The organism is uncultured Lutibacter sp., assembly GCF_937891065.1.
In the GTDB taxonomy this organism is placed as follows: Bacteria; Bacteroidota; Bacteroidia; order Flavobacteriales; family Flavobacteriaceae; genus Lutibacter.
This window is the reverse complement of record NZ_CALAEQ010000183.1, coordinates 14334-36104: the sequence shown is the minus strand read 5'-3', so window position 1 is coordinate 36104 and position 21771 is coordinate 14334. Positions and strand designations below refer to the sequence as shown.

Annotated in this window: 15 protein-coding genes; 7 read left to right on the top strand and 8 right to left on the bottom strand. The window is 29.7% G+C overall.

Going from position 1 to position 21771, the window contains the following annotated elements:
- Window positions 1-58: 58 nt before the first annotated feature.
- The 5 genes from tgt to Q0352_RS10070 are packed head-to-tail and all read left to right on the top strand — an operon-like array spanning window position 59 to window position 5764.
- Complete coding sequence (tgt, locus tag Q0352_RS10090) at window positions 59-1189, top strand: tRNA guanosine(34) transglycosylase Tgt (protein ID WP_299527175.1); 1131 nt, start codon at window positions 59-61, stop codon at window positions 1187-1189.
- Window positions 1190-1204: 15 nt separating this feature from the next.
- Window positions 1205-2293 (top strand): LptF/LptG family permease, encoded by a 1089-nt coding sequence (locus tag Q0352_RS10085; RefSeq protein ID WP_299527174.1) that lies wholly within the window; start codon window positions 1205-1207, stop codon window positions 2291-2293.
- Window positions 2280-3176, top strand: coding sequence for a DMT family transporter (locus tag Q0352_RS10080; RefSeq protein WP_299527173.1), 897 nt, complete (start codon window positions 2280-2282; stop codon window positions 3174-3176). The genes Q0352_RS10085 and Q0352_RS10080 overlap by 14 nt, the downstream gene beginning before the upstream one ends.
- Before the next feature lie 39 nt (window positions 3177-3215).
- On the top strand, window positions 3216-4169 hold the full coding sequence (locus Q0352_RS10075; protein ID WP_299527172.1) for an acetyl-CoA carboxylase carboxyltransferase subunit alpha: 954 nt from the start codon (window positions 3216-3218) through the stop codon (window positions 4167-4169).
- 53 nt (window positions 4170-4222) lie between these two features.
- Entirely contained in the window at window positions 4223-5764 is a 1542-nt protein-coding gene (locus Q0352_RS10070) for an NAD(P)H-hydrate dehydratase (RefSeq protein WP_299527171.1), read from the top strand.
- 65 nt (window positions 5765-5829) lie between these two features.
- Here the strand turns inward: Q0352_RS10070 and Q0352_RS10065 are convergent, their stop codons facing one another.
- Window positions 5830-6840: a TlpA disulfide reductase family protein gene (locus Q0352_RS10065; RefSeq protein ID WP_299527170.1), complete on the bottom strand. Its 1011-nt coding sequence runs from the start codon at window positions 6838-6840 to the stop codon at window positions 5830-5832.
- Window positions 6841-6861: 21 nt separating this feature from the next.
- A complete protein-coding gene (locus Q0352_RS10060) occupies window positions 6862-8232 on the bottom strand; it encodes a TlpA disulfide reductase family protein (protein ID WP_299527169.1) in 1371 nt (456 codons plus the stop codon).
- A gap of 135 nt (window positions 8233-8367) precedes the next feature.
- Here Q0352_RS10060 and hutH point away from each other — a divergent pair, with 135 nt between their 5' ends.
- The gene (hutH, locus tag Q0352_RS10055; RefSeq protein ID WP_299527168.1) at window positions 8368-9876 is read left to right on the top strand and encodes a histidine ammonia-lyase; all 1509 of its coding nucleotides are present in this window, start codon (window positions 8368-8370) and stop codon (window positions 9874-9876) included.
- Between the two features lie 74 nt (window positions 9877-9950).
- On the opposite strand, the gene Q0352_RS10050 is transcribed toward hutH, so the two are convergent.
- The 4 genes from Q0352_RS10050 to Q0352_RS10035 form a co-directional block, all read right to left on the bottom strand.
- Entirely contained in the window at window positions 9951-12113 is a 2163-nt protein-coding gene (locus Q0352_RS10050; RefSeq protein ID WP_299527167.1) for a S9 family peptidase, read from the bottom strand.
- 529 nt (window positions 12114-12642) lie between these two features.
- The gene (locus Q0352_RS10045) at window positions 12643-13230 is read right to left on the bottom strand and encodes a peroxiredoxin-like family protein (protein ID WP_299527166.1); all 588 of its coding nucleotides are present in this window, start codon (window positions 13228-13230) and stop codon (window positions 12643-12645) included.
- Window positions 13231-13291: 61 nt separating this feature from the next.
- Window positions 13292-13612, bottom strand: coding sequence for a DUF962 domain-containing protein (locus Q0352_RS10040; protein WP_299527165.1), 321 nt, complete (start codon window positions 13610-13612; stop codon window positions 13292-13294).
- A 120-nt stretch (window positions 13613-13732) separates the two neighbouring features.
- The gene (locus Q0352_RS10035) at window positions 13733-15532 is read right to left on the bottom strand and encodes a TonB-dependent siderophore receptor (protein ID WP_299527164.1); all 1800 of its coding nucleotides are present in this window, start codon (window positions 15530-15532) and stop codon (window positions 13733-13735) included.
- Window positions 15533-15600: 68 nt separating this feature from the next.
- Between Q0352_RS10035 and Q0352_RS10030 the strand changes: the two genes are divergently transcribed.
- Window positions 15601-17100, top strand: coding sequence for a PLP-dependent aminotransferase family protein (locus tag Q0352_RS10030; protein ID WP_299527163.1), 1500 nt, complete (start codon window positions 15601-15603; stop codon window positions 17098-17100).
- A 37-nt stretch (window positions 17101-17137) separates the two neighbouring features.
- Here Q0352_RS10030 and Q0352_RS10025 read toward each other — a convergent pair whose 3' ends face one another.
- Both Q0352_RS10025 and rpoC read right to left on the bottom strand, forming a co-directional pair.
- Window positions 17138-17452 carry a DUF3467 domain-containing protein gene (locus Q0352_RS10025; protein ID WP_291804787.1) on the bottom strand — a complete coding sequence of 105 codons (315 nt, stop codon included), beginning with the start codon at window positions 17450-17452 and terminating at the stop codon, window positions 17138-17140.
- 2 nt (window positions 17453-17454) lie between these two features.
- Entirely contained in the window at window positions 17455-21729 is a 4275-nt protein-coding gene (gene rpoC / locus Q0352_RS10020) for a DNA-directed RNA polymerase subunit beta' (protein ID WP_299527162.1), read from the bottom strand.
- Window positions 21730-21771: the final 42 nt, after the last annotated feature.

The following is a 21771-nucleotide window of genomic DNA, read 5'->3' as shown; positions in this document are numbered from 1 at the left end:
TACTATCTGTCATTTAATTTTTTACTCGTTCGAAATTATATAACTATCTTTGCCGACTATGCAATTTAAATTAGAGAAAACTGACGCTCAAAGCAAGGCTAGAGCTGGTAAAATTACAACTGATCACGGTGAAATTGAAACACCTATTTTTATGCCTGTTGGTACTGTTGGTACAGTTAAAGGCGTTCACCAATCCGAATTAAAAGATGAAATAAATCCTGATATTATTTTAGGAAATACGTATCATTTATACTTACGCCCACAAACACAAATTTTGGAGCAAGCTGGTGGTTTGCATAAATTTATGAATTGGGATCGTAATATTTTAACTGATAGTGGTGGTTATCAAGTTTATTCTCTTTCTAGTAGAAGAAAAATAAAAGAAGAAGGTGTGAAATTTAAAAGCCATATTGATGGTTCTTATCATACATTTACACCTGAAAACGTGATGGAAATTCAACGTACAATCGGTGCTGATATTATTATGGCTTTTGATGAATGTACGCCGTATCCTTGTGATTACAGCTATGCTAAACGCTCTATGCATATGACACATCGTTGGTTAAACCGTTGTATTACTCATTTAGATAAAACACCATTAAAATATGATCATACTCAAGCTTTTTTTCCTATAGTTCAAGGAAGTACTTACAAAGATTTAAGAAAACAGTCCGCTGAGTTTATTGCTTCTGTTGGTGCCGAAGGAAATGCTATTGGAGGACTTTCTGTGGGAGAACCTGCTGAAGAAATGTATGAAATGACTGAAATTGTTACAGCAATTCTTCCTGAAGATAAGCCAAGATATTTAATGGGAGTTGGTACACCAATCAACATTTTAGAAAATATTGCGTTAGGAGTAGATATGTTTGACTGTGTAATGCCTACACGAAATGCGCGTAATGGAATGTTATTTACAGCTCACGGAACCATTAATATTAAAAATAAAAAATGGGAAAATGATTTTTCTGCTATTGATGATATGGGAATAACTTTTGTAGATACAATCTATTCAAAAGCATATTTACGTCACTTATTTGCCGCTAATGAATTACTCGGAAAACAAATCGCTTCAATTCATAATTTAGGTTTTTATTTATGGTTGACTCGTGAAGCAAGAAAGCATATATTAGCAGGAGATTTTACGGAATGGAAAAACCGTATGGTTAAACAATTAGACAAAAGACTTTAATAAAAAAGTTAGCAATTGAGAATACTTGATAAATACATTTTAAAAAAATATTTAGGCTCTGTTGCTTTAGTATTAACATTATTGTTACCAATTGCAATTGCAATTGATGTATCTGAAAAAGTTGATAAATTTTTAAGATATGCTGACTTATCAGTCGGTGAAATTATTAAAGATTATTATGTAAATTTTATCATCATTTTCGGAAATACTTTTTTGCCTTTAGCGCTATTTATTGCTGTTATATTTTTCACTTCAAAATTATCGAGTAATACAGAGATTATTGCAATACACTCTGCAAAAATATCATTTACTAGATTTCTCAAACCATATTTTATAGGAGCTACAATTATCACAGTATTTGCATTACTTATGAATCACTTTATTGTACCTCGTAGTAATAAAATATATGAAGAATTTATAAGAACGTATGTAATCACTAAAAAATTTGACTCTAGTTATTTAACTAATGTTAATTTACAATTGGGTCCTAATGATTATATTTTCTTAAAAAACTTTAGAGTTGAAACAAATACGGGATATAGTTTCTCCTATGAAAAATTTGAGGGAAATAAACTAACTTATAAATTATTTTCTGACAATATTAAATGGAAAGAAAGTGATAGTACATTTACATTAACTAACTATAGAAAAAGGTACATTTATAAGGATAAAGATAGTATTGAATATGGTTCAAAACTAGATACTACTTTTACTTTTACACCTAAAGATTTAGTAAATGTTGCCTATATGGCTAAAGAAATGACTTCCTTTAAATTGTATGATTTCATTCAACAATCTAAAAAACGGGGAGTTAGTAATTTAAACACTTATTTAGTAGAATTTCATAAAAGAACTAGTTTACCAATATCATCATATATTTTAACTTTTATTGCTGTTGCCCTTGCATCAAAAAAACGAAGAGGCGGAATGGGAGTTAATCTCGCAATAGGTATTTCACTCATGTTTGTTTATGTGTTTTTCTTAAAAATTGCTGAGGTATTAGGTGCTGGAGCGAATACAAATTCATTTATAATGGTGTGGTCTCCAAATATTATTTTTGGAGCATTAGCAATCTATTTATACTTTAGAAATGCTAAAAACTAAACTAAACAACTACATACATCTTCACTTTTTAGTGTTTATTTGGGGGTTTACAGCTATTTTAGGAGCCTTAATTAGTGTTGATGCAATTCCATTGGTTTGGTACAGAATGTTTTTTGCTGTTCTAATTCTTTTTATTTATTTTTTAATTAAAAAAAAGTCTCTCAAAACTACTCCTAGAGGATTGTTAAAATTTTTAATTAGCGGTACTATTATAGCTTTACATTGGGTTGCGTTTTTTTCAGCCATAAAGGTTGCCAATGTTTCAATTGCTTTAGTTGCAATGAGTACAGGAGCATTATTTACATCACTTATAGAACCTCTATTCTTTAAAAGAAGATTAATTTTTTTGGAATTATTATTTGGATTAATAGTAATTGCTGGATTATACATTATTTTTAATGTTGAAAGTCAATATACATTAGGTATCATTTATGCTTTAATAGCTTCATTTTTATCTGCTTTATTTACGGTATTAAATGGCTTATACATTAGAGAATTTGAAGCTGATGTAATCTCGTTCTATCAGTTACTTTTTGGCGTAGCATTTATCTCCGTTTATGTTTTTGCAATATCTGATTTTTCAATTCAAGATTTCTCTTTAAAAAATTCAGATATTATTTACTTACTAATATTAAGCAGTATTTGTACCGCTTATGCTTTTGTGGTTTCAGTAAAAATTATGAAATACCTAACACCATACACCGTTATGCTAACAGTAAATTTAGAACCTGTTTATGGTATTATTTTAGCTGTGTTATTTTTTGGTGATAAAGAAAAAATGAGCCCCCAATTCTATATTGGAGGACTTGTTATTGTTATTACTGTTATAATTAACGGAATTTTAAAAAATAAAAAAAGTAAATATAATAACTCTCAAAATTGATAAGTTATTATATTTGTAATTACATCCAAACTTAAAAATATGGAATATTTAGATTTTGAATTACCTATTAAAGAATTAGAAGAGCAACTTACTAAATGTGAATTAATTGGTAAAGAAAGCGATGTTGACATGACTGAAAGTTGTAAAAACATTGAGGCTAAATTACTTAAAACAAAAAAAGACATCTATAAAAACTTAACTGCTTGGCAAAGAGTACAACTTTCTCGTCATCCAAACAGACCTTATACATTAGATCATATCAATGCACTTACAGGTGATACCTTTATGGAATTACATGGAGACAGAACGGTAGGTGACGATAAAGCAATGGTTGGTGGTTTAGGTAAAATTGGAGATCAGTCATTTATGTTTATTGGTCAACAAAAAGGTTACAACACTAAAACTCGACAATATAGAAATTTTGGAATGTCTAATCCAGAAGGTTATAGAAAAGCATTACGCTTAATGAAAATGGCTGAAAAATTTGGTATTCCAGTAGTAACTTTATTAGATACTCCAGGTGCATATCCAGGTTTAGAAGCTGAAGAACGCGGACAAGGTGAAGCTATTGCTCGTAACATATTAGAAATGACTCGTTTAAAAACACCAATTATTACTATAGTAATTGGAGAAGGAGCATCAGGTGGTGCATTAGGTATTGGAGTTGGAGATAGAGTATATATGATGGAAAATACATGGTATTCAGTGATTTCACCAGAATCTTGTTCTTCTATTTTATGGAGAAGTTGGGAACACAAGGAAAAAGCAGCTGATGCCTTAAAATTAACTGCTGAAGACATGAAAAAACAAAAGTTAATTGATGGTATTATTAAAGAACCTCTTGGTGGGGCACACTATGATAGAGAAGTTGCTTTTAAAGAAGTTGAAAAAACCATTCTTAGTGCTTATAAAGTCTTAAAAGATTTATCTTCTAAAGAATTGGTAAAACAACGAATGAATAAATACGCAAACATGGGCGTTTTTAAAGGATAAAAAATTAAAAAACCTCTCAACTTCGAGAGGTTTTTTTTATTAACTTTATTAGTATGTATATACTATCTCCAAAACAACTAATAAAAGCCGACAAGGCAACTGTTTTAAACAACAATATTTCTTCTTTAGATTTAATGGAGCGTGCTGCCACACTTTGCTTTCAATGGCTAGACAGTCGTTTACAAGGTGTAAATATTCAAATTCATGTGTTTTGTGGTATTGGGAATAATGGTGGAGATGGTTTAGTAATTGCAAGACATTTATTTGAAAAAGGTTATAATGTAAAGTGTTATATTGTTAATTTTAGCGATAAAAGAACTGATGAATTTTTAACTAATTACGATCTAATAAAAGAATTAGGAAAATGGCCAACAGTAATTAATAGCGAAAAAGATTTCCCAGATATATCTGCTGAAGATATTATAATTGATGCTATTTTCGGAAATGGGTTAACAAGAAAACCTGAAGGATTTACAAAAAAATTAATTCAATATATCAATAATATAAAAGCATTTACACTTGCAATTGATACTCCTTCTGGTTTATTTGCAGATAAAACTGTCACTGATAAAAATTCAGTATTAAGAGCAGAACATACACTTTCTTTTCAAACTCCTAAATTAGCATTTCTACTTCCTGAAAACAAAGAATATATAAACACTTGGGAAGTTCTTGATATTGGTTTAGATGAAGATTATATACACAGTTTACATCCAAAATTACATTATATATCAAAAAGTGACATCATCCCTTTATACAAGCCACGTAATAAATGGTCGCATAAAGGAACCTATGGACATTCATTACTAATTGGTGGAAGTTTTGGTAAAATTGGAGCCGTTACATTAACAACAAAGGCTGCTTTAAAAATTGGTAATGGTTTAGTTACTGCTTATCTGCCAAAATGCGGTTATAACATTTTACAAATTTCAATACCTGAAGCAATGGTTGAAGTTGATGATGAGCAAGTTTTAACTTATTATAATTTTAAAACAACCCCAACTGTAATTGGCATTGGACCTGGAATGGGAACTTCTGAAAAAACTGCTATAGGATTTGATAAATTTATTAAAGAAAATAAACTGCCATTAGTTATTGATGCGGATGCTATTAATATACTTGCTCAAAATAAATCATTGCTTGACTTTTTACCCGAAAATACAATACTAACTCCACATCCTAAAGAGTTGGAACGTTTAATTGGCACATGGAAAAACGATTATGAAAAACTAGAAATTGCTTCAAAATTTTCTAAAGACTATCGAGTTATTTTAGTTATTAAAGGCGCAAACACCGTTGTTATTGATGGTAAATCTATGTATTTTAATTCTACTGGGAATCCAGCCCTTGCAACTGCCGGAAGTGGTGATGTATTAACTGGTTTAATTACAGGACTTATAGCGCAAGGTTATCAACCAAAACACGCCGCCATATTTGGGGTTTATTTACATGGGAAAACAGCTGATATTGCGATTCAAAAAACTGGTTATGAAACTTTTACTGCAAGTACTATTTTAGAATATTTACCCAATGCTATATTAGATTTATTTAATCAAGAAGGTGATCTTCAAGAAAAAGAAGAAAAGAGTTCGTGAAAATAATGACTAAACAAAAAAAACGCTGATAAATCAGCGCTTTTTTTGTTGAAATTTTTGAATTATTATATACCTAATTCAAGAAATAACTCTTTTAATTTCGGATTTGATGGTCTTTCTGCATCAGAATCAACAATATTTCCTTGAGGATCTAATAAAATAAACCTTGGAATAGAACTTATACCAAACTCTAAAATAAATTCTGATTCAAAATTATTATCCGCAAATAATTGAACACCGCCTAAACTTTCGTTCTTCACCATTTGAACCCAAGTTTCATGAGCTTCTGGTCTATCTACTGAAATACTTACAAATTCAATATTCTTTCCTTCAAATTCCTTCTCTAATGCTTTTAAATGTGGTATTTCAGCTTTACAAGGCGCACACCAAGTTGCCCAAACATCAATATAAACATATTTTCCTTTTAAATCTACCAATGAAGTAGTTCCTCCTTTACTATTCTCATAGTTAATAAATGTTGGAGAAGGTTTTCCTTTTGCAAAACGCATAACATTTTCATGCATTTTTTCATAATTAGATTCAATATAACCAAAAAACATATCATCGTTTCTTTCGTCCATTTTAACAATTAGTGTATCTAAATTATCAAATTTGACTTTATATCCTTTCAATAAAGATTTAGCTTCATTAATTTTAGCTTCATAAGCTTCTTTATCTAATTTAAAATACGTTTTAGGATTTGCGAAATCGCTCATGTAAAAAGAGCGTTTATTTTCCATAAAATTATTTGTTTCAGCTCCATTTCCTGTAAAAGAAATACCATCTGAAAATTTTTCTCCTTTAAACTCTAAATTTAAATCATAACCATTTTTTAAAAACAATGTAATTCTATCGTTCCCATTAGAAATTGCATGAACACCATCAGTTATTTTTAAAGTATCTGAGAATACTCCATTGGCATCAACTATAATATCTTTAGAAAAACCTCTTCCCTGTACCGTTATTTTTTCAACTCCAGCAGTTTTAATAGTTCCATTTAAAGTTACATAATCTTTAACCTCGTTATTACAAGATACGATTAGAGCTATTACAAAAATCCAAATTATTTTTTTCATTGATTTATATTAGTTATTATTTTAAATACTTAATTCATTAAATAAGTCAATCAATTTACTTTCAGATGGTCTTGGAGCATTAGAATTTACAATATTCCCATTTGGGTCAATTAAAATAAAACGTGGAATACCTTTTATCAAATATCCTGTTACAAAATCTGACTCCCAACTTTTATCTGCAAACAACTGAATGCCTCCTAATTCTTCTTCTTTTACCATTTCTTGCCATTTATTATGGTCATCAAGCTTATCAACCGAAAGACTTACAAACTCAATATTTTTACCATGGTATTGCTTTTCAACTTTTTGAAGAAAAGGTATTTCTCTTTTACAAGGTCCACACCAAGTTGCCCAAACATCTACATATACATATTTCCCTTTTAAATCACTTAAAGAAGTTGTTCCACCTGCAAAATTTTCATAATTATCAAATTGTGGTGATGGCTGTCCTTTAGCAACCGTTTTCAATTTATTATAGCTTTCAGTAATTAATTTATTATTGTCTTCATTAGTTGAAACCTTCATAAATTCACTATAATAAGCTTCTAAATCATTTGTGTACGTCACAGAATATTTTGCATTATCAACTAATAAATTATTTTTAATTACATCATTCTGAATAGCACCAACAACTTTTAAAAATGCAATATCTTCTGCAATAGAATCTGTTTCAACTAATTTTGCTGCTTCATCATTAAAATGTGAAGTAACCATAGACTTATAACTTTGTGAAAACGAAAAATCTTCTTCACTATCATAGCTTAAACCTTCTAATTCATTTAAAAAACCTTCTGAAGTTTTAAAATCAGGTTTTTCAGCATAATGAGAATGATATCTTTCATAAATACTTATTTTGTTTAAATAAGCATAGTCAATATTTCGTTTCTCTTTCACTTTAAATTCCTCAGAAATTCCTTCAAAAGAAGTAATCATTTCAGTTAAGGCTGTTTTAATTTTATTAAAATTAGCCTTATAATCTATTTCTTCAAGTTCATAAACTTCAGTACCATTAACTGATAATTCCTTTTCTTTTTTCTCTTTGGAGAATAAATAATTACTTATTTCAGAACCAACGCCCGAAAATATTAAACTATTTTCAAAATCATTAGCATCGTAACTAACATTTATGTTATTTCCAGCATCAATATAAACTGATGCTCTATTTTTTCCGTCAAAAAGTATGTAGGTCTCCGTTTTAACTCTAAGAGTATCGGTAAAACTTCCATCTTCAGCAACATTCATCACTTTTTTAATTAATCTATCGGCACTATTAATAGTTAGTTCACCCACTTGATTGGTAATATTTCCTGATATAATTGCATAATCAACAGGAGCTTCTTCTTTACAAGAAACCACCATTAAAACAGCAACAAAAAACCATATATATTTCATATAAAACATTTAATTTGTTAATAATTTGTCAAAGATAAAATTTATTATCTTACACAAAAGAAATAACATTACTTTAACAAATAATTTGCATATATCAATAGGATTATTGACTTTTGACATCACTAAAAACAAGACATGAACAACATACATTATATAGATTCAAAACAATTAAATTTCGAAATTTTAAGTGATATTGTATTAACTGAAAAGAAACTTAAACTTTCTGAAGAAGCTATAGTAAAAATTAATAATTGCAGAAACTATTTAGATACAAAAATAAAATCAGACTCTGCTCCTATTTATGGAATTAATACAGGGTTTGGTTCCTTATGTAATGTAAAAATTAACAGCGATAATTTACAATTGCTACAAGAAAACTTAGTGATGAGCCACGCATGTGGAACTGGAAGCGAAGTTTCAAAAGATATTGTGAAACTGATGTTAATTCTAAAAATTCAGTCATTAAGTTACGGTCATTCTGGTGTTCAGTTAAAAACGGTTGAACGACTGATAGATTTTTACAATAATGATATTATTCCCGTAATTTATTCCCAAGGTTCTTTAGGTGCTTCAGGTGATTTGGCTCCTTTAGCACATTTATCGCTTCCATTAATTGGAATAGGTGAAGTATATTATAATAATGAGCGAATTTCAGGAGAAGAACTTTTGAAGACATTTAATTGGGATAAAATTGAATTAAAATCAAAAGAAGGTTTAGCGTTATTAAACGGAACTCAGTTTATGAGTGCTTTTGGAGTTCATTTAATTTTAAAATCTTTCAAACTTTCATATTTAGCTGACTTAATAGGTGCATTATCTTTAGAAGCTTTTGATGGAAAAATTTCACCATTTAATGAACTAATTCATTTTATTAGACCTCATAATGGTCAAATAAAAACGGCAAAACGAATTAGTGATTTTTTAGATGGTAGCGAAATAATTGAACAATATAAAGAGCATGTACAAGACCCTTATTCTTTTAGATGTATGCCACAAGTTCATGGGGCAAGTAAAGATGCTTTAGATTATTGTAAAAAAACTTTTTTAACTGAAATTAACTCTGTTACAGATAATCCAAATATATTTATTGAAGATGACGAAATAATTTCAGGTGGAAACTTTCACGGGCAACCTTTAGCTTTAGCCTTTGATTTTTTATGTATTGCTATGGCTGAATTAGGAAGCATTTCTGAAAGAAGAACGTTTCAACTAGTTTCTGGTCTTCGTAATTTACCTCCTTTCTTAGTGAAAAATCCAGGATTAAATAGTGGTTTTATGATCCCTCAATATACTGCCGCAAGTATTGTAAGTCAAAACAAACAATTAGCAACACCTGCTTCCATTGACTCAATAGTATCAAGTAACGGGCAAGAAGATCACGTAAGTATGGGTGCTAATGCCGCAACAAAAGCAAAACTAATTGTTGATAATATTGAAACTATATTGGCAATTGAATTGTTAAATGCTTCACAAGCACTACATTTTAGATTGCCTGTTAAAACATCACCATTTTTAGAATCGTTTTTGAAACTTTATAGAAATGAAGTTCCTTTTATTGAAAATGATAAAGTTTTGAGTATAGAGATAAATAAAACTGTTTCTTTTATCAACAGTTTGGATATAGATATAGAAGAATTATTCTAAGATAAAAAAAAGGGTTAAAAACCCTTTTCTTTATTCATTAAACTTTTTAAAAATTGTATTATAATTTTTTAATGTTATTCTGTAATTTTTTCCAAATCAAACATAAACGCATATGTTAAAGCGGTTCGTTTATACCTTTCAAAACGTCCAGAAGCTCCTCCATGTCCAGTTTCCATATTACAATCCATAATTAATAAATTATCATCTGTTTTTAATTCCCGAAGTTTTGCAGTCCATTTTGCAGGTTCCCAATATTGCACTTGACTATCCCAGTAACCAGTTGTAATTAAAATATTAGGATACTCTTTAGCTTCAACATTATCATAAGGAGAATATGATTTCATATAATCATAATATTCTTTATTCTTAGGATTTCCCCATTCATCAAATTCAAAAGTAGTTAACGGAATTGTTTCATCTAACATTGTAGAAACAACATCAACAAAAGGTACGGCAGCTACAACACCATTCCATAATTCTGGTTTCATATTTAATACTGCTCCCATTAATAATCCACCAGCACTACCTCCATAAGCATACATATGTTCACTACTTGTATATCCTTGGCTTACTAAAAATTCACCAACATTTATAAAGTCTGTAAATGTATTTTTCTTTTTTAATAATTTCCCGTCTTCATACCAATACCTTCCCATTTCTTGTCCTCCCCTAATATGAGCAATAGCATAAATAAAACCTCTATCTAATAAACTTAATCTAGTTGAACTAAAAGTTGGTTCGGAACTACTTCCGTAGGAACCATACGAGTACAGTAATAATGGAGTATTCTCATTTTTATTAATTCCTTTTTTATATACCAATGAAACTGGAATTTTTGTTCCATCATTTGCTGTGGCAAATAAACGCTCTGATGTATAATTATCTGGTAAAAAGTTAGGATCAATTACCTCTTGTTGCTTAAGTAATACTTGATCTTTAGTATCCATGTTTATTTCAAAAGTGCTACTTGGCGTTGTTAACGATGAATAGCTATATCGTAAAACAGATGTATTATAATCTAAATTTGAAGTTGGATTTGCTAAATAAGCAGGATCACTAAAATTAAGATAATATTCATCTCCTTCCCATTTTTTAATTCGAATAGCCGTTAAACCATTAATTCGCTCTGTAAGTACTAAATGATTTTTAAAAATATCAAAACCTTCAAATAAAACGGATTCTCTGTGCGGAATAACATCTACCCAATTTTCTTTTGCAGTTTTGGAAATTGGTGTTTTTATTAATTTAAAATTCTTTGCGTTTAAATTTGTTCGTATGTAAAAATTATCCCCAAAATGATCTACATTATATAATAAATCTTTTTCTCTTGGTTGAACTATCGTCCAATTACCATTAGGATTGTCAGCATCTATATAACTATATTCCGTAGAAAGAGTCTGATAGCTTACAGTCATTATATACTTTTTAGATTTTGATTTAATAACACCACAGCCAAAAGTTTCATCTTTTTCTTCAAAAACTAATACATCATTAGATTGGTCTGTACCCAAAACATGTTTATAAACTTTATCCGTTCTTAAAGTAACAGGATCTTTTTTAGTATAAAAAACTGTTTTATTATCGTTTGCCCAAGTTGCTTCACCACTTGTATTAGTAAGAACATCTAGCAATAATTCTCCTGTTGCTAAATTTTTGAAATATATTGAATATCTACGTCTAGAAACGGTATCTATACCATATGCTAATAGCTTATTGTCTGGGCTCACTGAACGCGCACCAACTCCAAAATATGAAAAACCTTTTGCCATTTCAGGTCCATTAAGTAAAACTTCTTCCTTATCAATTTCTATTTTTTTTCTACAATAAAGCGCATAATCGGCGCCCTCCTCAAACCTCGAATAATAAGAATATCCATTATCATTTACTGGAACTGATTGATCGTCTTTTTTAATTCTTCCAACAATCTCGTTGTATAATTTTTCCTGAAACACTTCTGTATGTTTCATAGCTTCTTTTAAATAAGCATTCTCATCATTTAAATAACCTAGAACGTCATTTGTTTGATTGTCAGGTATTTCAGAGTTTTTTTGATCATCACTTAAACGCATCCAAAAATAATTATCTATTCTTGTGTCTCCATGATTAGTTAATTTTTCTGGTAAAATTTTAGCTGATGGTGCTTTTAATTGGCTATTATCTACTGATTTTTCTTCATTGATTTTACAACCAGATAAAAACAGTAAAATTGTAAAAAGAAAATATAATGTGTTTTTCATAATTTATTTAAGTTATTATTCTATTAAATATTTCAATTAACTAAAATAGTAAAAAAAAATGAAGTAATGATTTCTAAATAAGTTGTATGCTTAATTAGAAATTCAAAAATGGCAAGGAAAAATAAACACCAAAAAGTCAAATACCTTTTAATATATTACCTGTATTTATTATAAATAAAAAAGCGATAGGTATGCCTATCGCTTTTAAATTCAAATAATTATTATAATCTTTTTGTCTACTCTTATATTTCAAATCTTCTTTTACTGTTCCAAGTTATACTTTTCAAGGTTTTAAAATCAACCGTGTTTGTTCTTCCTTTGTTCTCTTGTGCTTTTTCTTTTTTCACTTTCATGCCAAAATATTTTATTAGTTTTTTGCGACTGCAAATGTACTTCATATATCCAATTCTCACAATACATTATTGTCGATTTCACATTTTATTAACAATGAATACGTTTTTCGTTATTTTATTCATACTTATTACCTTTTTTATTAACTTATTCTCAATAAGTAACAAAGATTACATAATTATAAATTATTCAATATCTCAGTAAAATTAGAACGCTCACAATAATTAGGATTATAATGTACATAACTTATCGTTTTATCGCTGTTAATTATATAAGTTGCAGGTACAGGAAGCACATTATTATCTTTCACATTATATTCTTGAATTTTATTCTTAGTGAAATCTAAATAACTTGTAACATTATTTTCGTTTACTTCGAATGCAACTTTATAATCATTCATTATTTTATTATTAATATCGTGAACAATAGAAAATGTTGAATTGAATTTTGTAGTAGTTTCCTTAGTTTTTTCGACCTTTTCAGGAGTTACTACAATAACATATATTCCCTTTTCAGTAAGCTTTTCTAGATTCTCTTGTAAGCTTGCTAAATGTTTTTTACAGTAAGGACACCAATTTCCTCGATAAAAAAGTAATAAAATTTTATTTTCTTTTAGAATTTCGTCTGAATCAATTTCAGTATTAAACTGATCAATCCCCACTATTTTTGGAGCAAGTTCGCCAACTTTCAAATGCTCATTATTAATTTGTGATGTAGCTTTTCCAATGGTAAAAACTAAAAAAAGTGATAATAATACAATTCTCATTTTAAATTATTTTAAGTTATAAACGAACAGTCGAAAATAACTTAATGTAATTACAAAAAAGCTAATCTTTTGTTGCGTCTAATGAAATTTTTCCGCTGAGAATATCAAAGTACATTTTAAAATCAGATTTCAAACTCCAAAGTGGATATTGAAATGTTGCAGGCTTATTTTTCTCAAAAAAGAAATGTCCAACCCAAGCAAATCCATAGCCGCTTATAGGTATAAAAATAAGCCAATATGGGTTTAAATGAATAATTGAAGTTAAAGCTAGTGCTAATACTATTGTTGTTCCTATTACATGTAATAATCTACACGTTTTATTACTATGCTGTTTCAAATAAAATGGGTAGAAATCTTTATATGACTTTATTTTTTCTTTCATAAAGGAACAATTTAGGTTTACATCTCAATTTACAATTTAATAATTATTTTAAATGATACAATGTTTTTAATATAAAGAAACCGAACAAAAGTTCGGTTTTTAAAAATTTATAATAACTAATTAGTAAATACTATATCTAAACCCAAACATCATATTTCCTTTAGGCATAGGCACTAAGTTAGTTTCAGTATATTCAGTATTAAAAATATTATTAACCGATAATGAAAACTCAACACCTTTTTTTACAGTTGCTAAAATTTTAGTATCTACAATATTATATGTTTCACCTCTAGATCTCTCAACAAATCTATAAGATATATTTTGACTAAATATTTTTGAAAATTTAAAATCTATTCCTGATGTTAAATGATGTTTAATGCTATTTAATGCATATCTAGTATACTCATCTTTATTTTCATCTTCAATAAAACTGTAGCCAATATTAATCTTTTGTCCAAAATCCCATAAATTAAACCTATAGCCTAAATCAATTTCAAATCCTTTTGTATTAACTTCACTAAAGTTTCTCGCTTCCCATTTCTCATCCATGTCATCTGGATTATCCTTAGCCCAATCAATTAAATCCTCCGCATTTCTATTAAACATTGCCATATTTATATCAATATTTCCAGTAGTGTATTTAAATCCAATTTCTTCAGACAATGCAGATTCTGGTTTCAAATTTGGGTTTCCTAATTCATTTCTTCCAACATAATATAAATCTGTAAATGTTGGGACTCTATAAGTATAACCAATATTACCATACAATTTAAAACGCTCAGAAAATCTATACCCAAGATCCAATCCAGGGAAAGCCTTTGTATTAAAATCTGAATATGAACTAATTGCAATTCCTGGAGTGATATCGAAATTGTCTATTTCAAAACGATGCTCTAAAAATCCAGTTATTACAGTTCTATTATGATCGTTCAAATTATTACTAACTAAAAATATTCGTGAAACATCAATACCAACACCTGTTTTACCTAATGATGAATTGATAACAACATTAGTTTCTGCTCCAACTTTATTTGAAATATGTAAATTACGATATACTGGTGGATTGTGCCTTAAATACAAATACAAATCCTGATTTCTTTTCCAATATACTCTTGGTTTAATAGTAATATTGCCTGTTGAATATTTAGCGTCTAATGCTACTAAACTTGTTTGTGTTTCTTCATATTGATCAATTGCAGCAGGACTTGCATAAAATCCATTAGCTCCAAAATCTCTCGATGTAAAAGAAGTTGTAAAATTATAGTTTCCTAAATTTGCTTTTACAAAAACTGACTTATTTTCAAAATCAGTATTGTGTCTGTAACCTTCAGATTCTTGATAATTAAATGAAGCCAATACTCCTCCATTATCAAATTTCTGACTGAAAGTAACTCCACCTTTTAAATTTTCATAAGAACCATACCCAAGATTAACATTTAAGGTATTGTCGCTTATTTTTTTTGTTACAATATTTATTGCACCTGTAAATGCATTTTGTCCATAAATACGGGCAGCAGGTCCTTTTATAATTTCAATTCTTTCAATATTATCTAAAGATAAAATTGCATTCATTGAATGGTGACCTGTTTGAGGGTCATCCATTTTAACTCCATCAATAAGAACAAGAGTCTGATCAAAATTTCCTCCTCTTATATATAAATCTGACTGCATTCCGTCTGTTCCTCTCCTTCTAATATCAACACCAACTACATTTTGTAATAAATCGGCTACATTTGTTGCCGATGATTTTATAATGTCATCAGCTGTTATTAAAGTAATAGTTCGAGAAGTTTTTGAAAATGGTAATGTTATTCTGTTTGATGAAACAATTACTTCTTTCAGATTAATAGTGTCATTTTGTGCATTTACCGTTAATGCTGTAAACACAAATAGTATAATTATTTTAATTGAATTTTTCATAAATAGTGATTTAAAAACCGCTGCAAAAGTAGTAACTTTCCGGACGATTAACATAGTCCAGTTTTAAAATGAAAGATAGTCCGGTTAATGCTCTTTTTAAACAACTAATTGATTTAGATAAATCTAAATCACAACCGCTTTATTTACAGGCCTCGGTACAAATAACAAATGCTATCCAGCGTAACTATTTAACCAAAGGAACAATGCTACCAGGAACAAGAGTATTAAGTAAATTATTAAATGTTCACAGGAATACTACAGTTGCTATCTACGATGAGTTGGCCTCACAAGGTTGGGTTGAAATTATACCAAATAAAGGTACATTTGTTATAGAACCTGAGCAAAAAAAGGCAAAAATAAAAGCAACTTCTCAAAAAATGAATGAAGTATTTATTTCTGCAAAAAAAACAGGATTTCCTTTTCAAGAGTCATTTCATTTAGCTTCAACTATTCAGTTTTCAAACACAAAGTATTCCATTAATGATGGTAAACCAGATTTACGCTTGCATCCTGTGCATCAATTCTCAAGGTGGTATAGCGCTTCAATGAAACGTAAAACTTTAATCAATAAATGGAACAGATCAGACCCTTTCTTCAACTCTTTATTCCAAACTCAATTATGTAATTACCTAAATGCAACTAGAGGTTTTCATATTAGACCAAATAATATATTAAATACACGTAGTACTGAAATGAGTTTATATGTGGTATGTCAACTCTTAATAAAACAAAACGATATTGTATTAGTAGGACATTTAAGTAATTATGCATCTAATATGATTTTTCAACAAACAGGTGCAAGAATAAAAACAATTCCAGTAGATAAAAATGGTTTAAATATTGAATATATAAAAAAGCACTACGTAAAACATAGTATTAGATGTGTATATATATGCGCTCATAGAGATTATCCAACTGTTGTTACATTAAGTGCAGCACGTCGTTTAGAGTTACTACAACTAGCTAAAGAGTATGGATTTGCTATTATTGAAGATGATTATGATTATGATTTTCAGTTTGAAGGTTCAGCAATGTTACCTATGGCGTGTTCAGATGCAAATGGTATGGTTATATATTTAGGAAAACTTGGGCAGTCCTTATTTCCAAGTTTTCAAACAGGATTTGTAATAGCCCCAGAAAATCTGATTTCGGAAGCTAAGAATTATTTAGAGTTAATAGATAAACAAGGTGATTTAATCCAAGAACAAATGCTATTGGAATTAATTAATGAAGGGGAAATATACCGGCTTACGAAAAAGAGTATTGTAATTTATAAAAAAAGACGAGATGTTTTATGCAATCTTTTAACTAAATATTTTTTAGATAACACGCAATGGGAAATTCCTTCAGGTGGCTTAGCCATATGGTTAGAGTTTGAGCCGAAAATATCGCTACTAAAACTAGCTAAAGAAGCCGAAAAAAATGATTTATTGCTACCAAAAACAATTCTTTATCAGGATAAAAACACTTGTGCTATTCGTTTTGGTTTTGGGCATTTAAATGAAGAAGAAATAGAACCTGTTATTAAAAAATTAAAAAGCGCTTATGATAAGGTAATTCTAAAATAAAAAAACCCGAACAATTGTTCGGGTTTTTTTATTTTAATTATGCTTCACCTGTAGGTCCAAAATTCATTGGAATTGGTGGCTGTTCATAATCTTTAATCTCACCATGATTTTTCTCAAATCTTTTAACATTTTCAGCTAAGGCCTTCACCAATCGCTTCGCATGTTGAGGGGTTAGAATTATTCTAGATTTTACTTTTGCCTTTGGTTGCCCAGGCATAACACTTATAAAATCAACAATAAATTCTGAAACTGAATGATTAATAATAGCGAGGTTTGCATATGTACCCTCAGCCATTTTATCATCTAATTCAATATTAATTTGCCCTTCTTTTTTAGATTTTTGATCGCTCATAATTATAATTTTGAGTCCATTTCTTCTTTAGAACCTACAATAATATTATCGTAATCTCTCATACCTGTACCTGCTGGAATTCGTTTACCAACAATTACATTTTCTTTCAATCCTTCTAAATAATCAACTTTACCACTAACAGCAGCTTCGTTTAATACTTTAGTCGTCTCTTGGAATGATGCGGCAGAAATAAATGACTTCGTTTGTAATGAAGCTCTTGTAATACCTTGCAAAATTTGCTCAGCTGTTGCTGGTTTTGCATCTCTAGCTTCAACTAAATTTTTATCTTCTCTTCGTAAAACAGAATTTTCATCACGTAATTCACGAGGTGTAATAATTTGACCTTCTTTTAAATTTTTAGAATCACCAGCAATTTCAACTACTTTCATTCCATAAATTTTGTCATTATCTTCAATAAATTCGTTTTTATGTATCAATTGATTTTCAAGGAATAAAGTATCCCCTGAATCAATAATTTTTACTTTACGCATCATTTGACGTACAACAACCTCAAAATGTTTATCATTAATTTTCACCCCTTGTAAACGATATACCTCTTGAATTTCATTTACTAAATATTCCTGAACTTTTCCAGGTCCTTCAATATTTAAAATATCATTTGGTGTAACGGCTCCTTCTGAAAGTGGCATACCCGCTTTAATAAAATCGTTTTCTTGAACTAAAATTTGATTAGAAAGTTTAATTAAATACTTTGTAACTTCTCCTAATTTAGATTCAACAATTATTTCACGGTTACCACGTTTAATTTTTCCGAAAGAAACAACTCCATCAATTTCAGATACAACTGCTGGATTAGAAGGATTACGTGCTTCAAACAATTCTGTTACACGTGGTAAACCTCCTGTAATATCTCCAGATCTACCTGATTTACGAGGAATTTTTACAATAATTTTACCTGAAGGTATTTTTTCTCCATCTTCCACAATCAAATGTGCCCCCACTGGTAAGTTATAAGATCTAATAACATTGTCATTGTCATCCATCACTAATAATGTTGGAATCGTTTTTTTGTTTTTAGATTCAATAATTACTTTTTCTTGGAAACCTGTTTGTTCATCAATTTCAACAAGATAGTTGATACCTACTTCAATATTTTCGAACTTAATTGTTCCTGCAAATTCAGAAATAATTACACCGTTAAATGGATCCCATTTACATACAATATCTCCTTTTTTAAGTTTTTGACCATTCTTAACAAAAATGGTAGAACCATAAGGAATATTATTCGTGCTTAAAGTTAATCCTGTTTTTTCATCAATCACTTTAAGTTCAGATGTTCTTGAAATTACAATATCAGCGTCATTCCCATCAGCATCCTTACTTTTAACAGTACTTAGATCTTCAATAACTGCTTTACCAGTAAATTTTGTATCTAAATGATTTTTTTCTGAAATATTACCTGCAACCCCTCCAACGTGGAATGTTCTTAATGTTAACTGAGTTCCTGGTTCTCCAATTGATTGAGCTGCAATAACTCCAACTGCTTCACCTTTTTGAACCATTTTTCTGGTTGATAAACTATGTCCATAACATTTTGCACAAATACCTTTCTTAGCCTCACAAGTTAATGCAGAACGTACTTCAACTCCAATTAGAGGAGAATTTTCAATTCTTTTTGCTATTTCAGTAGAAATTTCTTCACCTGCTGATACCAATAATTCTTCTGTAAGTGGATCTATAACATCGTGTAATGATACACGTCCATCAATTCTTTCACTTAAGCTCTCAACTATTTCATCATTCTTTTTAAGTGGTTCAACAAACAACCCTCTTAAAGTTCCACAATCAACTTCATTTACAATAACATCTTGAGAAACATCAACTAAACGACGAGTTAAATAACCTGCATCGGCTGTTTTTAATGCTGTATCGGCCAAACCTTTACGAGCACCGTGAGTTGAGATAAAATACTCAAGAATTGATAATCCTTCCTTAAAGTTAGAAAGAATTGGATTCTCAATAATTTCACCACCACCAGCAGTAGATTTTTTAGGCTTCGCCATTAATCCACGCATACCAGTTAACTGACGAATTTGTTCTTTAGAACCCCTTGCACCAGAATCAAGCATCATAAATACCGAGTTAAACCCTTGTTGGTCTTCTCGTAAACGTTTCATTGAAAGTTCTGTCAAACGGTTGTTTGTAGAACCCCAAATATCAATCACCTGATTGTAACGCTCTTTGTTTGTTAACATACCCATATTATAGTTTACCATAATATTGTCAACTTGCGCGTTAGCTTCAGCAATCATTGTATGTTTTTCTGGTGGAATAATAATATCCCCTAAACTAAATGATAGACCACCACGGAATGCAAACATATATCCCATGTCTTTCATTGCATCCAAGAATTTTCCTGTTGTAGGAACATCGGTTACCTTTAATATTTCACCAATAATATCTCTTAAAGATTTTTTTGTTAAAACTTCATTGATATAACCTGCTTCTTCTGGTACAACTTCATTAAATAAAACTCTACCAACAGTAGTTTCAATTATTTGATTTACAAGCTCTCTTTTTTCGTTAAAATCTTTTGTTCTAACTTTAATTACAGCATTTAAATCAACTTGCTTTTCGTTATATGCAATGGTAACTTCTTCAGGAGAATAAAAAGTTAATCCCTCGCCTTTAATTGGATATTCTGGAGTAGATTTTCTTTCTTTAGTCATATAATACAACCCTAAAACCATATCCTGAGAAGGTACAGTAACTGGAGCACCATTAGCAGGATTTAATATATTGTGAGAACCTAATAATAATAATTGGCACTCTAAAATAGCTTCAGGACCTAATGGTAAATGTACTGCCATTTGATCTCCATCAAAATCGGCATTAAATGCCGTACAAGCTAATGGATGCAATTGTATTGCTTTTCCTTCAATTAATTTTGGTTGAAAAGCTTGAATACCTAAACGGTGTAACGTAGGAGCACGGTTTAACATTACAGGATGTCCTTTTAAAACATTCTCTAATATATCCCATACCACTGGTTCTCTTTTATCTATAATTTTCTTTGCAGATTTTACTGTTTTTACAATACCTCTTTCAATTAGTTTTCTAATTACAAAAGGTTTGTAAAGTTCTGCTGCCATATCCTTTGGAATACCGCATTCAAATAATTTTAATTCTGGTCCAACAACAATTACAGAACGTGCAGAATAATCAACACGCTTACCTAATAAGTTTTGACGGAAACGTCCTTGCTTACCTTTTAAGGAATCTGATAATGATTTTAGTGGACGATTAGATTCAGTCTTTACTGCTGAAGATTTACGTGTGTTATCAAATAATGAATCTACTGATTCTTGTAACATACGTTTTTCATTACGTAAAATAACTTCAGGAGCTTTAATTTCAACTAATCTTTTTAAACGATTGTTACGTATAATTACTCTACGGTATAAATCATTTAAATCTGACGTTGCAAATCTACCACCATCTAAAGGTACTAATGGACGTAATTCTGGTGGAATTACTGGAATCACTTTCATAATCATCCATTCTGGACGATTTTCTCTGTTTTTATTAGCATCTCTAAAAGATTCAACAACGTTTAATCTTTTTAATGCTTCAGTTTTACGTTGCTTAGAAGTTTCAGTATTAGCTTTATGACGTAATTCATATGAAAGTTCATCTAAATCAATACGATTAAATAAATCTATTAAACAAGCTGCTCCCATTTTAGCAATAAACTTATCTGGGTCATTGTCGTCTAAATATTGATTTTCAACTGGGAAACTTTCTAGAATATCTAAATATTCTTCTTCCGTTAAGAAATCCATTTTTCGTAATGGTTCTCCTTCAGCATTTTTTGCTCCAGCAGGTTGAATTACTACATATCGCTCATAGTAAATAATCATATCTAACTTTTTAGATGGCAAACCTAAAAGGTATCCCATTTTGTTAGGTAATGATTTAAAATACCAAATATGAGCAATAGGAACTACTAAATTAATGTGTCCTACTCTATCTCTTCTAACTTTTTTCTCAGTTACTTCAACACCACAACGGTCACAAACTATTCCTTTATAGCGAATTCTCTTGTATTTACCACAAGCACATTCATAATCTTTTATTGGGCCAAAAATTCGTTCACAAAATAACCCATCTCTTTCAGGTTTATGTGTACGGTAATTAATGGTTTCTGGTTTTAATACTTCTCCTTTTGATTTCTCTAGAATTGCTTCTGGAGATGATAACCCAATAGAAATTTTATTAAACTTTTTTACAGTGTATTTCTCGATTTTTCTTGCCATGATATAATGATGGATTCGAATTTTAAAAATGAAAAAATATAT

Coding starts and splice junctions, on each gene's coding strand:
- Q0352_RS10075 (WP_299527172.1), top strand. CDS start 3,216: ATGGAATATTTAGATTTTGAATTACCTATTAAAGAATTAGAAGAGCAA.
- Q0352_RS10070 (WP_299527171.1), top strand. CDS start 4,223: ATGTATATACTATCTCCAAAACAACTAATAAAAGCCGACAAGGCAACT.
- Q0352_RS10050 (WP_299527167.1), bottom strand. CDS start 12,113: ATGAAAAACACATTATATTTTCTTTTTACAATTTTACTGTTTTTATCT.
- Q0352_RS10035 (WP_299527164.1), bottom strand. CDS start 15,532: ATGAAAAATTCAATTAAAATAATTATACTATTTGTGTTTACAGCATTA.
- tgt (WP_299527175.1), top strand. CDS start 59: ATGCAATTTAAATTAGAGAAAACTGACGCTCAAAGCAAGGCTAGAGCT.
- rpoC (WP_299527162.1), bottom strand. CDS start 21,729: ATGGCAAGAAAAATCGAGAAATACACTGTAAAAAAGTTTAATAAAATT.
- Q0352_RS10045 (WP_299527166.1), bottom strand. CDS start 13,230: ATGAGAATTGTATTATTATCACTTTTTTTAGTTTTTACCATTGGAAAA.
- Q0352_RS10065 (WP_299527170.1), bottom strand. CDS start 6,840: ATGAAAAAAATAATTTGGATTTTTGTAATAGCTCTAATCGTATCTTGT.
- Q0352_RS10030 (WP_299527163.1), top strand. CDS start 15,601: ATGAAAGATAGTCCGGTTAATGCTCTTTTTAAACAACTAATTGATTTA.
- Q0352_RS10080 (WP_299527173.1), top strand. CDS start 2,280: ATGCTAAAAACTAAACTAAACAACTACATACATCTTCACTTTTTAGTG.
- Q0352_RS10025 (WP_291804787.1), bottom strand. CDS start 17,452: ATGAGCGATCAAAAATCTAAAAAAGAAGGGCAAATTAATATTGAATTA.
- Q0352_RS10040 (WP_299527165.1), bottom strand. CDS start 13,612: ATGAAAGAAAAAATAAAGTCATATAAAGATTTCTACCCATTTTATTTG.
- Q0352_RS10060 (WP_299527169.1), bottom strand. CDS start 8,232: ATGAAATATATATGGTTTTTTGTTGCTGTTTTAATGGTGGTTTCTTGT.
- hutH (WP_299527168.1), top strand. CDS start 8,368: ATGAACAACATACATTATATAGATTCAAAACAATTAAATTTCGAAATT.